Annotated in this window: 15 protein-coding genes; 11 read left to right on the plus strand and 4 right to left on the minus strand. The window is 67.9% G+C overall.

Features of this window, described 5'->3' with window-relative positions:
• The first annotated feature begins 121 nt into the window (after positions 1-121).
• The 5 genes from AC3ENO_RS07905 (at position 122) to AC3ENO_RS07925 (ending at position 5694) form a co-directional block, all read left to right on the plus strand.
• Positions 122-1465 carry an HNH endonuclease gene (locus AC3ENO_RS07905; protein ID WP_434970100.1) on the plus strand — a complete coding sequence of 448 codons (1344 nt, stop codon included), beginning with the start codon at positions 122-124 and terminating at the stop codon, positions 1463-1465.
• Positions 1466-1604: 139 nt separating this feature from the next.
• A complete protein-coding gene (locus AC3ENO_RS07910) occupies positions 1605-2834 on the plus strand; it encodes an alanine racemase (protein WP_434970101.1) in 1230 nt (409 codons plus the stop codon).
• Entirely contained in the window at positions 2831-4144 is a 1314-nt protein-coding gene (locus AC3ENO_RS07915) for a D-arabinono-1,4-lactone oxidase (RefSeq protein ID WP_434970102.1), read from the plus strand. Before AC3ENO_RS07910 ends, AC3ENO_RS07915 begins: the two co-directional genes overlap by 4 nt.
• 68 nt (positions 4145-4212) lie before the next feature.
• Positions 4213-4782 carry a LemA family protein gene (locus tag AC3ENO_RS07920; RefSeq protein WP_434970103.1) on the plus strand — a complete coding sequence of 190 codons (570 nt, stop codon included), beginning with the start codon at positions 4213-4215 and terminating at the stop codon, positions 4780-4782.
• Between the two features lie 21 nt (positions 4783-4803).
• The gene (locus AC3ENO_RS07925; protein WP_434970104.1) at positions 4804-5694 is read left to right on the plus strand and encodes a M48 family metalloprotease; all 891 of its coding nucleotides are present in this window, start codon (positions 4804-4806) and stop codon (positions 5692-5694) included.
• Between the two features lie 26 nt (positions 5695-5720).
• Here AC3ENO_RS07925 and AC3ENO_RS07930 read toward each other — a convergent pair whose 3' ends face one another.
• Positions 5721-6632 (minus strand): hypothetical protein, encoded by a 912-nt coding sequence (locus AC3ENO_RS07930; RefSeq protein WP_434970105.1) that lies wholly within the window; start codon positions 6630-6632, stop codon positions 5721-5723.
• A 59-nt stretch (positions 6633-6691) separates the two neighbouring features.
• Between AC3ENO_RS07930 and AC3ENO_RS07935 the strand changes: the two genes are divergently transcribed.
• A complete protein-coding gene (locus AC3ENO_RS07935) occupies positions 6692-7885 on the plus strand; it encodes an AI-2E family transporter (protein WP_434970106.1) in 1194 nt (397 codons plus the stop codon).
• Positions 7882-9108 carry a threonine ammonia-lyase gene (gene ilvA, locus AC3ENO_RS07940; RefSeq protein ID WP_434970107.1) on the plus strand — a complete coding sequence of 409 codons (1227 nt, stop codon included), beginning with the start codon at positions 7882-7884 and terminating at the stop codon, positions 9106-9108. Before AC3ENO_RS07935 ends, ilvA begins: the two co-directional genes overlap by 4 nt.
• Before the next feature lie 9 nt (positions 9109-9117).
• On the opposite strand, the gene greA is transcribed toward ilvA, so the two are convergent.
• Both greA and AC3ENO_RS07950 read right to left on the minus strand, forming a co-directional pair.
• A complete protein-coding gene (gene greA / locus AC3ENO_RS07945) occupies positions 9118-9609 on the minus strand; it encodes a transcription elongation factor GreA (RefSeq protein WP_434970108.1) in 492 nt (163 codons plus the stop codon).
• A gap of 79 nt (positions 9610-9688) precedes the next feature.
• Entirely contained in the window at positions 9689-10108 is a 420-nt protein-coding gene (locus tag AC3ENO_RS07950; RefSeq protein WP_434970109.1) for a DUF4307 domain-containing protein, read from the minus strand.
• 63 nt (positions 10109-10171) lie between these two features.
• Between AC3ENO_RS07950 and AC3ENO_RS07955 the strand changes: the two genes are divergently transcribed.
• Positions 10172-10474, plus strand: a complete 303-nt coding sequence (locus AC3ENO_RS07955; RefSeq protein WP_434970110.1) for a hypothetical protein — start codon at positions 10172-10174, stop codon at positions 10472-10474.
• Positions 10475-10500: 26 nt separating this feature from the next.
• On the opposite strand, the gene trhA is transcribed toward AC3ENO_RS07955, so the two are convergent.
• Positions 10501-11190 carry a PAQR family membrane homeostasis protein TrhA gene (trhA, locus tag AC3ENO_RS07960; protein ID WP_434970305.1) on the minus strand — a complete coding sequence of 230 codons (690 nt, stop codon included), beginning with the start codon at positions 11188-11190 and terminating at the stop codon, positions 10501-10503.
• Positions 11191-11371: 181 nt separating this feature from the next.
• Between trhA and AC3ENO_RS07965 the strand changes: the two genes are divergently transcribed.
• From AC3ENO_RS07965 to phoH2, 3 genes are all read left to right on the plus strand, one after another.
• The gene (locus tag AC3ENO_RS07965; protein WP_434970111.1) at positions 11372-12163 is read left to right on the plus strand and encodes an isoprenyl transferase; all 792 of its coding nucleotides are present in this window, start codon (positions 11372-11374) and stop codon (positions 12161-12163) included.
• 72 nt (positions 12164-12235) lie between these two features.
• Positions 12236-13360, plus strand: a complete 1125-nt coding sequence (locus AC3ENO_RS07970) for an aminotransferase class V-fold PLP-dependent enzyme (protein WP_434970112.1) — start codon at positions 12236-12238, stop codon at positions 13358-13360.
• 188 nt (positions 13361-13548) lie between these two features.
• Positions 13549-14913: an RNA 5'-3' helicase PhoH2 gene (gene phoH2, locus AC3ENO_RS07975; RefSeq protein WP_434970113.1), complete on the plus strand. Its 1365-nt coding sequence runs from the start codon at positions 13549-13551 to the stop codon at positions 14911-14913.
• Positions 14914-15073: the final 160 nt, after the last annotated feature.

The following is a 15073-nucleotide window of genomic DNA, read 5'->3' on the forward strand; positions in this document are numbered from 1 at the left end:
GGAACGTCTCGAGCTCATCGATGTGACCCACGCGACACGGCTCGAATCCCACGCGCCAAGTCAATCACCGACGGGATGGATGGGCGCGTGAATGTCGGAGCCCCCTCGTAGTGTCGGGGGTATGGAAGAGGTTGGCGTGGGTGAGTCGGGGACTGGGGCTTCGGATGCTGACGCGTTCCTGTACGAGCACGATGTGTGTGAGTGGGATGGTGAGGCCGGGTGGGTTCCGCCGCGTCCGGATGCTGTCGCTCTGGTGCTCGAGGCGGCTGATCTGGAGGCGGTGCTCGCGGCGCAACGGTTCGCGCGGGTCGATGACCTGCGCCTGGAGGCTTTGGATGATGTGACCCGGTTTGGGGGTGGGTCGCGGGAGCTGGTGATGCGCTCACTCCGGTTGGAGTTGGCGTCGGCGTTGCGGGTGACGGAGAGCGCGGCGGGGATGATGCTCGCCCGTGCCGAGTCGCTGGTGCACTCTTATCCGAGCGTGTTGGAGTCGCTCTCGCACGCGGGTGTGACGGTCCGGCATGCGGAGATCCTCGTTGATGACCTGGATGTGCTCGACCCCGATCTTGCGGCACGCCTGGTGGGGCGGGCGTTGGGGTTGGCGGAGTCGTTGCCGGTGGGGTCTTTTCGGCGGGCGTTGCGGCGGTTGATTGACCGGGAAACCGCCCCGACTCTGACGGAGCGCCATGAAGCCGCGGTGCGGGGGCGTCGGATCGTGGTGGAACCGGTGGGGGATTCGATGGCGTGGGTGCATGCGTTGGTTCCGTCGGTGGAAGCTCACGCGATCTACACCCGGGTCACCCAGCAGGCGGTGGTGATCCGTGACCACGACCGCGGTTCGACCCGCGGCGGCTCGCCCGAAGGTTCGGGGGAGCGGTCGTTGGATGAGATTCGTGCTGACGTGTTCTGCGACCTGCTCATCGATGGGGTCGTGGCCCAGCACCCGGAGGGTGCGCGGGGGATCCAAGCGACCGTGGTGGTCACCGTCCCTGCCCTTGCCCTGCTCGGGGTCGAGGGTGTGACCGATCCGGCGGAGGTGGAGGGGGTTGGTCCGATCCCGATCGAGACCGCCCGGCAGCTGGCCGGTAATGCGTCGGGGTGGATGCGGGTCCTGACCCACCCTGAAACCGGGGCCGTGGTCTCGGTGGGCCGCACGAGGTATCGGCCACCGCCGGAGCTGGTGAAGCTCGTGAAGTGGCGGGCTGACCGGTGTATGGGACCGGGATGCGGGAAACCGGCCTCGCAGTGTCAGATCGACCATACGATCGCGTGGGAACACGGGGGCGAGACGAGTGTGACCAACACGGCCCCGCTCTGTCAGGGCCACCACACGGTGAAACATCATGGCGGGTGGCAGATCACCCACCTCGATGACGGGTCCCTGGAATGGGTATCCCCACACGGGCGCAGGTATGTCGTCCAGCCTGAACGACACCTCCCCACCTTCTACCCCCACGCCGCCTAAGCGCGCTTGGCGCCGGGCAACGGTCGGGTTGTGCCTGGGCGCCGCGATCAGTCCGCGAGCGGGGGTCGGTCCAGCGGCTAGCCGTCGGCACCGCGCTGAGCCGCCAGAGTCAGAACGACAGTCCGAGTAGAGTGCCGTCATGGTGTCGTTTGGTCAGGCGATGGCGGATGCGAAACAGCCGGCTCACGACTCCGCCACCTTCTGGCAAAGGCAGACGGATGCCGTAGCCGACGTCTCCGGCCCCGTGGCGACGCTTCACCTCGGGGCGCTGCGGCACAATGCGCTGGACATGGCGGTGCGTGCTGCAGGCGTCCCGATCCGGGTTGCCAGCAAGTCCATCCGCGTGCGGGAGGCCATCGACGCCACCCTCGCGCTCCCGGGCTACGCCGGGATTCTCGCCTTCACACTGCCCGAAGCGCTCTGGCTCGCCGAAACGCACGACGACGTCGTTCTCGGGTATCCGACAGTTGACCGCGCGGCGATCGCTGCCCTGGCCCAGAGCGACCAGGCATGCGCGCGCGTCACGCTCATGGTCGATGATCTTGCCCAACTCGACGTCGTCGATGCTGTCGTGCCGCCGGGCGCGCGGCCCGTCATCCGTGTCGCAATCGACGCCGACGGGTCGTGGCGTGCTCCCGCTCTCGGTCACATCGGCGTCCGCCGCTCACCCGTGCATGAACCGGGCGAGGTGGCGAGCCTCGCCCGAGCGATCACACGCCGCGACGGTTTCCGACTCGTCGGACTCATGATGTACGAGGCGCAGATCGCCGGCCAGGGGGATGCCACGGGCTCGGGCGATGGCCTCATTCGATGGATGCAGCAGCGCTCGTCCGCTGAGCTTCTGCAGCGGCGTCAGGCGATCGTCTCAGCCCTGCGACCGATCGCCCCCCTCGAGTTCGTCAACGGCGGTGGAACCGGATCGCTCGAGTTCACGGCATCCGACCAGGCAGTCACGGAAGTGACGGCGGGAAGCGGCCTGTTCGCCGGCCACCTGTTCGATGGATACCGCGCCTTCGCCCCCCAGCCAGCGGCCGCCTTCTCGCTCGAGGTCGTGCGCAAGCCCACCCCCGACATCGCGACGGTCCTCGGTGGTGGATGGATAGCGTCGGGCCCGTCCGTCGCGTCGCGCCAGCCCCGGCCGGTCTGGCCGACCGGTCTTCGAACGCTGCCTCGCGAAGGAGCGGGGGAGGTGCAGACCCCCCTGCAGGGCGAAGCGGCTCGACACCTGCGCGTGGGGGATCGGGTGTGGTTCCGGCATGCCAAGAGCGGCGAACTCGCCGAGCGAGTCGAGCATTACCTGCTCGTCGACGACGACACCGTCGTCGGCGAAGCACCGACGTATCGCGGCGAAGGGAAGGCGTTCCTGTGACACGACCGGGTGGCACCTGGCAGAACTGGGGGCGCTCGGCACGCGTGCGACCGCAGAGCGTCGAGTTCCCGGCATCCGCAGATGCCGTGCAGCGGTCGGTGCAGGCGGCGCTCTCCCGCGGCCGTCGTATCAAGGCGGTGGGCTCGGGCCACAGCTTCACCGGGATCGCCATCGCCCCGGACGTCCTGCTCGATCTGAGCGATCTGACAGGGCTCGTGTCCGTCGACGCGCAGCGGCGTCGCGTGACGCTGCGTGCCGGAACGCGGCTGCACCAGATCCCGGGATTGCTCGCGCCACACGGCCTCGCGATGGAGAACCTCGGTGACATCGACCGGCAGACGATCGCCGGCGCCATTTCCACGGGAACACACGGCACCGGTGCCGCCTTCGGAGGGATTTCCACCCAGATCGTCGGGGCGACGCTTGTCACGGGGACCGGCGAGCTACTGCGGGTCACAGAAACCGAGAACGCGGAGTTGCTCCCGGCCGTCGCGCTCGGACTCGGTGCTCTCGGCATCCTGGTCGAGGTGACGGTGCAGTGTGTCCCCGCCTTCCTCCTCGACGCGACTGAGCGTCCGGAGCCGCTGCTCGATGTGCTGGACGGCCTGGACGACCGGGTCGCGGCGACCGATCATTTCGAGTTCTACTGGTTTCCTCACACGGATGTCGCGCTGACGAAGTCGAACACACGACTGCCCGAGTCTGCGGTGCGCTCGCCGCTGCCGGTGGTCGGGAAGTGGGTCGATGAAACCCTGCTCGCCAACGGCGTCTACCGTGCTGTCTGCGGCCTCGGTGCGCGGGTTCCGGCGATCGTGCCGCCGTTCTCCCGCCTCGCGGTCAACCTCACCGGCAATCGCGACTACACCGACCGGTCGAACCGCGTCTTCACGCAGCGCCGGACGGTGCGGTTTCGCGAGATGGAGTACGCCCTCCCGGCCGCGGCGGCCCGCCCCGCGTTCGACGAGATGCGGGCGCTCATCCGTGCCCGAGGGTGGCGGATTTCGTTCCCCGTCGAGGTGCGCTTCGCGGCCGCCGATGACCGGTGGCTCTCGACCGCGCACGAGAGAGACTCCGCGTACATCGCGGTGCACCGCTACTGGCGGGAGGACCCCACCGAGTACTTCACCGCCGTCGAGCAGATCATGCTCGCGCACGACGGCCGGCCGCACTGGGGAAAGATGCACACGCTGGATGCCGAGGCGCTGCGTGTTCGCTATTCGAGGTTTGACGACTTCGTGACACTGCGCGATCGGCTCGATCCGCAGCGGGCCTTCCAGAACGCCTACCTGGAGCGCGTGCTCGGAAGCTGAGTGTGCCGCGCGCGAACACCCGACGCACTCACAGTCAGCGGTGAGGCCCGTCCCCTAGGATGGCTGGCATGTGGGAGTGGCTGATCCCGGTTCTGATCATCGTGGCGCTGGTCGTCATCGTTGGCATCTATCTGTGGGCGACGTACAACTCGCTCGTGCAGCTCAATGTGCGCGTAGACGAGGCCTGGAGCGACATCACCGTCCAGCTCAAGCGCCGCGCGGATCTGATACCCGGGCTCATCGAGACCGTGAAGGGCTACGCAGCCCACGAGCGGGCCGTGTTCGAGAACGTCACTCAGGCGCGAGCCGAGACGCTGTCGGCGTCCGGCCCCGCAGAGGCCGGTGTCGCAGAGGGGCACGTGCAGCAAGCGCTGAAGTCCCTGTTCGCCGTCGCGGAGGCCTACCCGCAGCTGCAGGCGAGCACGAACTTCCTGCAGCTGCAGCAGGCTCTCGTCGACACCGAGGACAAGATCCAGGCATCCCGCCGCTTCTACAACGGCGGTGTTCGCGAACTGAACACCAAGATCAAGGTCTTCCCGAACAATCTCTTCGCCAAGAACCTCGGGTTCACCGAGCGGGAGTTCTTCGAGGTCGTCGACGGGGCAGCGATTTCCGAGCCGCCGCGTATCCAGTTCTAGTCGGCTCCGGCGAGAGGCCGCATGTACAGCGCCATCGCGCGGAACAAGCGCAACACCTGGTTCATCCTGATCCTGTTCGTGCTGGGACTGGGCGCCGTGGGCCTGCTCGCGGGCTGGCTCATGGGCAACAACTGGTGGGTCACCGCTTTCGTGCTGATCTTCGCCGTCGGATACGCAACGGTGCAGTACTTCGCCGCAGACCGCGAAGCGCTCGCGTTGGCAGGCGCGATCGAGGTCTCGCGGGAGGAGGCCCCGCGGTACTACCGGCTGGTCGAGAACCTGTGCATCACGACCGGTACGCCCATGCCGCGGCTCTACGTCGTTGAGGACTCAGCTCCGAACGCCTTCGCCACGGGCCGCAAGCCCGAAGAAGCGGCGATCACGGTGACGACGGGACTGTTCGAGATCATGACCGACCGGGAGCTGGAGGGAGTGCTCGCGCACGAACTCGGACATATCCGCAACTACGACATTCGAGTCTCACTGATCGTGTTCGGCCTCGTCGTCGCGGTGGGGCTGCTCGCCGACATCCTCATGCGCATGGCCTTCTTCGGCGGACTCAGGCGCTCAGGAGGCAACAGCCAGGCGCAGCTGTTCTTCCTCATCTTCGGCATCGTCGCGGCGATCGTCGCGCCGCTGCTGGCCGGCGCGGTGCAGGCGGCTATCTCCCGTCAGCGCGAGTACCTCGCCGACGCCACCGGAGCGCTCACCACGCGCGACCCCGACGGTCTGGCATCCGCGCTCGCCAAGCTCGAGTCCCACGCCCAGCCGCTGAACCGAGCCAATACGTCGATGGCGCACCTGTGGTTTGCGAATCCGCTGAGCGCAAAGGGCATGTCCCGCCTGTTCGCCACGCACCCACCGATCCCCGCGCGGATCGAACGCCTGCACACGATGGGCGCAGAATTCTGACGGACAGCTCGTGCTGCCGCCCGTTCTCAGTCCACCGACAGGACCAGCCGATTGCCGGTGAAGGTCATGCCGCCGCGGAGCGACCATTCATCCGTGCGATAGGTGAAGCTTCCCGCTGAACCGTCGCGGGTCGTGCCGCTGGCAGTCGCGACCAGCACACCGCCGGTCGCCGCGAAGCTCGACAGGTCGTCCGAGAAGGCGAGCGTCGGCGCGGATTCGACGCGAAACGCCAGCGAGGCCAGAGCGGCGAGGTCGGCTGCCCACGGCACACGGATGCCGCAGCTCTCCGGTACCGAGTCGGTGGGCGCGACGCACGCGTCGAGGTACGCCTGGACCTGCGTGGCCGCCGCCTCGACCGCGCCGTCCGCGACCCGCGGCTGCAGGTCCACGGCCGCGGCGCCGCCGGGAACTACCGCCGCGGACGCCTCGCCGGTCAGGATGCCGACAGGAGCGGGGATGACGTCATAGCGCGCGGGGAGGAGGAGCATCGGCTCGTCCGCCGCGACGATCGCGGTGCCGAGCGCCGCGGCGTCTCCGAGCGTTGAGCTGATCGCCATCGATCCGAGCCCGCTCTCGGTCACCTTCCATCCGTCGGCGGTGCGAACGAGCCCCACCGCCGCCGTGCCGGGCTGGGAGTCGAGGGAGAACGCAACCGACACTGTCGCCGTTTCGCCGTCCTCGTCCACCCCTGAGACGGTCACTCCCGAGATCCTCCCCGACGCGCCCTCGAACGCCGCCTGGGCGACGGTGGCATCCACATCCTCAGCGGCGACGAGGGCGAGCGCTGACGCGGCGTCGCCACGGGTGAGAGCCTCGAAGTAGTCCTCCGCGACCGCCTGCGGCCCCGCCGGGCGAAGCAGTACCCAGACCAGTGCGGCGCCCAGCGCAAGCAGCAACGCACCCCCCGCGACAACGGCGATGAGAGGACCACGTTTCACACCCCCACGCTAGTGGGCCTGCTGCCGGCTGGCGGTGCGCCCGGTTCTAGACTGAGCGGATGAGCGCTCCCGACGACAAGCCCAAAGGATCGTTCTTTGACGCGATCCGGGACCGACGTCGGATCGTGTCGATGGAGGCGACGCGCGGCATCCCTCCCGGGTACCATCTCGCCGCGGCGTACGCATGGCGATTCCTCGTGATCGCGGCCGCCGTCGGCGTCGGTGTCTGGATCGTCATCCAGCTCAAACTGCTGGTGATCCCGCTGCTGATCGCGATCCTGCTCACGGCCCTGGTATGGCCTGCGTTCACCGGAATGCTACGCCTTCGCTTCCCGAAGTGGCTCGCGATCCTCCTCACCGTCGTGGGCACTGCCGCCATCATCACGGGCCTGCTGTGGCTGGCGATCTGGCAGATCACGCGCGAGTGGCCGTCGGTTCAGCAGCGCACCATCGAGGCCGTGCAACAGTTTCGCCAGTACCTGATCGATGGACCGCTTCACTTGACGGCCGAACAGATCGACGACCTGCTCGCGCAGGCGTGGACCTTCATTCAGCAGCAGGCCGAACTCTTGTGGACCGGCGCTCTGGCGATCGGGACCACCGTGGGACACGTGGCCACGGGCGCTCTGCTGACTGTCTTCATCCTCCTCACCCTCCTCGCTGACGGATCAGGGATCTGGCGGTGGACCACGCGGCTGTTCCCGCGGGCGTCCCGTCCCGCGGTCGACGGCGCCGGGCGCGCCGGCTGGGTCACCGTCGCCAACTACGCACGGACGCAGTTGCTGGTCGCGACGATCGATGCGGTCGGTATCGGTCTGGGGGCGTTCCTGCTCGGGGTGCCCCTCGCGATCCCCGTCGCCGTCCTGGTCTTCCTCGGCTCCTTCATCCCGATCGTCGGTGCGGTCCTCACCGGAGCGCTCGCCGTCTTCCTCGCGCTCGTCTACAACGGCCCATGGATCGCGCTGTGGATGCTGGTGGTCGTGCTGGGCGTCCAGCAGCTCGAGGGGCACGTTCTGCAGCCGCTTCTGATGGGATCCGCGGTGAAGGTCCATCCGCTGGCCGTCGTGCTCGTCGTCGCGGGCGGCGCGCTCATCGCGGGCATCCCGGGCGCTCTGTTCGCGGTCCCGTTGGCCGCGTTCGTCAACGTCGTGGCCGTCTACATCGGTGACCGGGCATGGGAGACCGGCGCGAGACCCGACGCGCCCGACCTGATTTGGTCGACGGTTCCCCGGCCGAGGAGAATCGGGAGGTGAGCATCCCCACCCTCGCCGACGTCGAGGATGCGGCCGCAACTCTTTCGGGCGTCATCCGCCGCACGCCGATGGACGAGTCCCTGCATCTGACTGACCTGCTCGGCGTTCCCGTCGCCCTCAAACTCGAGAACCTGCAGCGCACCGGCTCGTTCAAGATCCGTGGCGCCGCGAACCGGCTCTCGCGGCTGACCGACGCTGAGCGCGCGCGCGGCGTCGTCGCGGCCTCCGCAGGAAACCACGCGCAGGGCGTCGCCCTGGCCGCACAGGAGCTCGGGATCGCGGCGACGATCTTCATGCCCCTCGGGGTGCCGGTTCCGAAGCTGCTGGCCACACGCGGGTACGGCGCCGATGTGATCCTCGAAGGTGCGACGGTGGAGACCCCCCTTCGCCTGGCCGCCGAGTTTGCGGAGCGCACGGGGGCGGTGCTGATCCACCCGTTCGACCACCCCGATATCATCACGGGCCAGGGAACGCTCGGGCTCGAGCTCATGGACGACGTCCCCGACCTCGACACGGTCATCATCGGCATCGGAGGCGGGGGACTGATCTCCGGTGTCGCCGCAGCGGTCAAGGCGCGCGCAGCGGCCGTGGGCCGGTCCGTCCGCGTCATTGGAGTGCAGGCCGAGAACTCTGCCGCCTACCCCGCGTCACTGGCGGCCGGGCACCCCATCGAGGTCGCCACCCGCGCAACGATCGCCGACGGGATCGCGGTCGCGCGCCCAGGAGACCTGCCCTTCGAGATCATCAGCCAACTGGTCGACGAGGTCGTCACCGTGTCCGAAGACGACATCGCTCGGGCGCTGCTGGTGCTTCTGGAGCGCGCCAAGCAGGTTGTGGAGCCAGCCGGAGCCGTCGGTGTCGCCGCCATTCTCGCCGGCAAGATCACCGCTCAGGGCCCGACGGCGTGCGTGCTGTCGGGGGGCAATATCGACCCGCTGCTTCTTCAGCGCGTCGTCGCCCACGGGCTGTCGGCGTCGGGTCGATACATGACGATGCGCATCCCGCTGCCGGATCGGCCCGGACAGCTTGCGCGCGTGTCAGAGCTGCTGGCGCTGGCCGGAGCGAACGTGATCGAGGTGCTGCACACGCGCCACGGGCAGGGGCTTCAGATCAGCGAGGTGATACTGCAGTTGAGCGTCGAAACCCGAGGCGAGGAGCACAAGGCGCACGTCATCGCGACGCTCGAGAACGCCGGGTTCGTCGTTCATGTCGCCGCGGACTGACAGGGCGACTCACTGTCCGTCGTAGGTCTCGACCTTGACGATCTCCACGGTGATCTCCCGGCCATTGGGCGCGGTGTAGGAGGTCTTGTCTCCCTCGCTGAGGCCGAGGATGGCGGCCCCCAGCGGCGACGCCTCGCTATAGACATCCAACTCGGAACCCGCACCGATCTCGCGATTGCCCAGGAGGAACACCTCCTCGCCGCCCGCGATGATCGCGGTGACGACAGTTCCCGACTCGACGACCCCCATGCTCTCGGGTGCTTCGCCGACCTTGGCGTTCTTGAGCAGCGCCTGGAGGGTACGGATGCGGGCCTCCTGCTTGCCCTGCTCGTCCTTGGCGGCGTGGTAGCCGCCGTTCTCCTTGAGGTCTCCCTCTTCGCGCGCCGCCTCGATACGCTTTGCGATCTCTTCGCGGCCGACCGTGGAGAGGTGCTCGAGTTCGGCGCTGAGGCGATCGAACGCCTCCTGGGTGAGGAAGGTCACCGGGGCATCGCTGGACACGAGCGTCTCCTTTCGTCGGCGCCGATATGGCAAGACGCCCCGGCAGCGCCAGGGCGTCGTGGATTACGGTCTGGCTAGATTACGTCACCCAGCAGGAGTTGATCAAACCCGTCGTGGCGCCGGCCGTCGTGGGGATCGTCTCGACGAATCCCCTCGTGTGTTCGGTCGAGGGCGGGATGACGAGCACGCGCCACCCGACGATCCCGTGATCCTCGTCCTGCGCCTCCAGCACACACGCGACCTCGCGTCCGACGGGAGCCGTCACCTGGAAGCGAAGGTTCACGACCCGATCGTCGATCACCTCGAACCCCGTGGTGTCGGCATCCACGCTCTCGAGTGAGCCCGCGACCGTCATCCATGCGAACCAGCCGATCGCGGCGCCGACCGCCACGAGCCCGAGAGCGATCGCCCAGCGCGGCGCGCGACCGCGCGATCTCCCGTAGCGGTCATCGAGCTTGGCGCGGATCGCGTCGGCGGATGCAGAGGAGGCGGTCGTCATGGGGGTGTCTCGAGGGTCGTAGGCTGGAACTCCAGGCTAGACGCTGGCCACCCGAAACGAGACATGATGCGCATTCCGATGGTCACCGCGACCCCCGTACCGAGTCCGTCATCGACGGTCGATCCGAACCTGGTCACTCCCGGTCCGTGGGGCTTCCTGGTGATCGCGCTGCTCGCGGTGGCAGTGATCCTGCTCATCACCGACATGATGCGACGGATCCGACGCGGCCGCGTGCGCGCCGACATCCGGGATGAACTCGACGCCGAGGCCCGAGCGGAGGCGGAGGGCCTCGGCGTTTCGGACGAATCCGCGACCGAGACGGACGAGGTCGATCCTGAGCGAAACTCGCGGCCCGAAGGCTCCTAACGCGGCGTTCTCGAGGCCGGCGGGGTCTACCCGTGATAGGCCGGGCTGAGCCCGATGAGAAGACACGCGGTCCAGTGGCACAGGAACGCGAGCACGGTGCACACGTGGAAGATCTCGTGGAACCCGAAGTGGTTCGGCCAGGGATTCGGGCGCTTGAGCGCGTAGACGACAGCGCCGAGCGTGTAGAGAACACCGCCGACGGCCACGAGCACCATCATTGCGGCGCTCGCCTGGAACAGCGGAACGATGTACATGACGGCTGCCCAGCCGAGCACCAGGTACAGGGCGACGTAGAGCCAGCGCGGCGTGTCGATCCAGAACACCCGGAACAGGATGCCGAGCACAGCGCCGCCCCACACCAGGGAGAGCAGGATGGTCGCCTCCCTCGTCGGGAGCGCGAGCACCGCGATCGGGGTGTACGTCCCTGCGATCAGCAGCAGGATGTTCGCGTGATCGATGCGCTTGAGAACAGCGCGGGTCGCGGGCTTCCACCGGAACCGGTGGTACAGCGCGGAGTTTCCGAACAGCAACAGCGACGTCAGCATGAACACCGTCGCCGACCACTTCGCGGCGGCACCCTGCGACAGGACGATCAGGACGATGCCGGCCGCAAACGCGATCGGGAAGGTCGCCGCGTGGATCCACCCGCGCCAGGAGGGCTTCAGTTCGTCGCGCGTGACGGACTCGGCTTCTTCGACCAGCGGGATCCGCGGCATTTCCGCGCCCTCGACCGCCTCGTCCCAGTCGGGGGTCGGGGGAGGGGGCTGATGGTCCGCGCCGGATGGGGTCACTCTTCGAGCCTACGAGTCCGCGTATGCCAGTGGGAGTACGCTCGCGGCCTCTCGTCGGCGACGTGCCTCGCAGATGAGTCCGCGGCGGCAGGAGTAACGTTGCCGTGTGGCATCGGGAGTGCGGGCAACGGCGCGCGGTAAGGGGCCGTTGTATCGGCTCTACACCGCTCGACTTCGCCGTCAGCTGACGCCGGAGAACATGCCGCATCACATCGCGATGATGATCGACGGCAATCGCCGCTGGGCGCGCCAGCTCGGCTACGAGACCGCGGCGCACGGCCATCGCGCGGGCGCCGCCAAGATGCGGGAGTTTCTCGAGTGGTGCGACGACCTCGGGGTTCGTGTCGTCTCCCTCTACCTCCTCTCGACCGACAACGTGCGAAAGCGCGACGCCGCGGAGCTGAACGATCTGCTGCAGATCATCGCCGGTCTCGCCGAAGAGCTCTCGCGAGTCCGCGATTGGCGGGTCAAGCACGTGGGGCGGGCTGACCTGCTCCCGCCGGAGCTGAACACCGTGCTGGGTGCTGCCGAAGCCCGCACGGCGGGCAATACCGGGCTCCACGTGAACCTCGCGGTCGGGTACGGGGGAAGATCCGAGATCGTCGACGCCGTGCGAAGCATCATCGCCGCCCACGACCGCGACGGAGGTTCGCTCGAAGAACTCGCGGCGAGCCTGACCCCGGAGCAGATCGGCGAGCACCTCTATACCGGCGGACAGGCCGACCCCGACCTCGTCATCCGCACCTCCGGAGAGCAGCGCCTGAGCGACTTCCTGCTGTGGCAGAGCGCGCACAGCGAGTTCTACTTCATGGAGGCCCTTGGACCCGACCTGCGCGAAGTGGATTTCCTACGGGCGCTGCGTGACTACGCGAGTCGGGAGCGTCGGTTCGGCGGCTAAGCCCCTCTCCCGGGCGTCCTGTCGACGCATCGCGCACGCCCCGTCGGTGCCAGGCCGTGCCAGAATGTGACCGTGACGGGTGACATCACAACGTATATCGAATCGTTCGATTCCGAGCCCGGCTACCTCGACTGGGCCGCGTTCGGTCCGCTTTCGCCCGTCGTGCGCAGTGAAGTGCACGCGGATGCCGAACTCCTTGGAACGGGGCGCCGCTCCAGCGTCGACCTCGTGAACGAGCACGTCGACCAGTCGCGTGCTCACGCGGCATCCGTGCTGGGTGTGCCTGCCGAGCAGGTCGTCATCCAACCCTCTACCAGCCACGGCTTGCAGCAAGCCATCTATGGCCTCAGCGGAACCATCCTGCTCTCGCGTGCGGAGTATCCGGCGCTGACGATTGCCGCCGCGCGCGCCGAGGCCTCGATGGACACCGTTCGCGCAGCCTGGCTCGACCCCGAGCACGGGTACATGACGCCGGATGCTGTGCGCGATGCGCTCACCGACGAGATCACGGCCGTCGCGGTGAGCCTCGTCGACTTCCGCACCGGATTTCGTGCCGATCTGACCGCGTTGCGCGAGGTCATCGGTGACCGTCTTCTGATCGTCGACGCGATCCAGGGACTCGGGATCGTGGATGCCGACTACAGTGCTGCCGATGTCGTCTGCGCGAACGGCTACAAGTGGCTTCGCGCGGGACGCGGTACCGGAGTGGCCAGCTACAGCCAGCGCGCGGTCGACAGGCTGACCCCCGTGCTCTCGGGCTACGCGGGAGTGGCCGACGGGCTCCCCGTCGACGCCCTCCCCGCGCCGGCCCCTGACGCGCGAGCCTTCATCGTCTCGAAGGCTGACTCGCTTGCTGCCGCGCGGCTCGGGAGCGCGCTGCAGGAGATCCATGACGTCGGTGTCGCGACCATTTCCGAGGTCGTCGCCGACCGGGCGACGCGAGTGATCGAGATCGCCGACGAGAACGCCATTCCCGTCCTCACCCCTCGAGAGCCCGAACGTCGCGCGGGCATCGTGACCCTCGCTCCCGATCCGCAGGACGCCGGGCCCCTCGCGGCGGCGCTGGCCAACGCGGGCGTGACCATCACGCCGCGCGGCGGCACGATCCGGGTGTCGGCTCACGCCGGAACGGACGATGAATCGCTCTCGCTGTTCGCGTCCGCCGTGTCGGCGTTCGCGGCATCCCGGTCCTGGTAGCGGTCGAGGGAAATTTACCTCGACGTAACGGTGCCGACAGCGTGTCGCCGCCCGCGGCACCCGGGTGGCGTCGTACGTTCAACTCGTCGGGCAAGGCGCCCGACCGGGTCGGCCGTCAGGATCGCGACTCGTGACCCCTGGTCGACTCGCTGGGTACCGGGATTTACCACCCGGGGCGGGAGTGGGTTGTGACCACACGGGCAGCACAGGCACAGGATCGGGCCCTCCAGGACCACCGGATCGAGGATGCCGAGCAGGATCAGACGCTGCGCACCTACGTGCTCGACACATCGGTGCTGCTGAGTGATCCTCGCGCGTTCTTCCGATTCGCGGAGCACAACGTCGTGGTTCCGGTTGTCGTGATCACCGAGCTCGAAGGCAAGCGGCACGATCCCGAGATCGGCTACTTCGCGCGACAGGCGCTGCGTCACCTCGACGAACTCCGGGTAGAGCACGGGCGACTGGACTTCCCGGTTCCGGTCGGTGCGGGCGGCACGCTGCGCGTCGAGCTCAACAACACGAACCCCGACGCTCTGCCCTCAGGGATGCGGCTGGGCGACAACGACAGTCGAATCCTTGCCGTCGCGATGAATCTCGCCTCCGACGGTCAAGAGGTGACCGTCGTGTCCAAGGACCTGCCGATGCGCGTCAAGGCCGCTTCGCTGGGGATCTCGGCCGAGGAGTACCTGGCCGAGCAGGCAGTGGATTCCGGATGGACGGGCATCGCAACCATCGACATCTCCGGCGACGAGCTGAGCGATCTCTACGAGAGCGAGGTGGCCACCAGCGAGCAGGTCACCGGACTGCCCGTAAACACCGGCCTCATCATCCACTCCGAACGCGGATCGGCCCTCGGGCGAGTCACCGGCGACGGGGGCTTTCGCCTCGTCCGCGGCGACCGGGAGGTCTTCGGACTGCACGGCCGCTCCGCGGAACAGCGTGTCGCCATCGATCTTCTCCTGGATCCCGAGGTGGGCATCGTGTCCCTCGGGGGCAGGGCGGGCACCGGCAAGTCCGCGCTCGCGCTCTGCGCGGCGCTCGAGGCAGTGCTCGAGCGGCAGCAGCAACGCAAGATCATCGTGTTCCGCCCTCTGTTCGCTGTCGGCGGTCAGGAGCTGGGCTACCTCCCGGGTGACCAGAGCGAGAAGATGAACCCCTGGGGGCAGGCGGTCTTCGACACGCTGGGTTCGGTCGTCTCGGGCAATGTCCTCGACGAGGTCGTCGAGCGCGGCTTGCTGGAGGTCCTGCCGCTGACCCACATCCGCGGGCGCTCGCTCCACGACGCGTTCGTCATCGTCGACGAGGCGCAGTCGCTCGAGCGGAACGTCCTCTTGACGGTCCTCAGCCGCATCGGCCAGAACTCACGGGTTGTCCTCACCCATGACGTCGGTCAGCGCGACAACCTCCGGGTCGGTCGGCACGACGGCGTGGCGTCGGTCATCGAGACGCTCAAGGGCCAGGAACTGTTCGGTCACGTCACGCTCGTACGGTCGGAGCGTTCGGCGATCGCGGCGCTGGTCACGGACCTTCTCGAATCCGGAGAGTTGTCCTGATCTGACGGGATCGGCGCGCTCACAGCAGACCCGTATCCAACCATGAGAAGAGTCTCATCGAGGGGCGGGTCTGTGGTGACCGGGTGTCTGACACCATGGAGCTAAAGGGTTCCGCGAGCCCCCCAGATCGCGAGGCCCCCGGTCGGTGACCCCCCAATAG

Source organism: Microbacterium sp. bgisy207 (assembly GCF_057706855.1).

Bases quoted from the DNA above. Each gene is read 5' to 3' on its own strand.
- AC3ENO_RS07955 (WP_434970110.1), top strand. From the start codon at position 10,172: ATGATGCGCATTCCGATGGTCACCGCGACCCCCGTACCGAGTCCGTCA.
- trhA (WP_434970305.1), bottom strand. From the start codon at position 11,190: ATGCCGCGGATCCCGCTGGTCGAAGAAGCCGAGTCCGTCACGCGCGAC.
- AC3ENO_RS07920 (WP_434970103.1), top strand. From the start codon at position 4,213: ATGTGGGAGTGGCTGATCCCGGTTCTGATCATCGTGGCGCTGGTCGTC.
- AC3ENO_RS07925 (WP_434970104.1), top strand. From the start codon at position 4,804: ATGTACAGCGCCATCGCGCGGAACAAGCGCAACACCTGGTTCATCCTG.
- AC3ENO_RS07950 (WP_434970109.1), bottom strand. From the start codon at position 10,108: ATGACGACCGCCTCCTCTGCATCCGCCGACGCGATCCGCGCCAAGCTC.
- AC3ENO_RS07935 (WP_434970106.1), top strand. From the start codon at position 6,692: ATGAGCGCTCCCGACGACAAGCCCAAAGGATCGTTCTTTGACGCGATC.
- AC3ENO_RS07905 (WP_434970100.1), top strand. From the start codon at position 122: ATGGAAGAGGTTGGCGTGGGTGAGTCGGGGACTGGGGCTTCGGATGCT.
- AC3ENO_RS07910 (WP_434970101.1), top strand. From the start codon at position 1,605: ATGGTGTCGTTTGGTCAGGCGATGGCGGATGCGAAACAGCCGGCTCAC.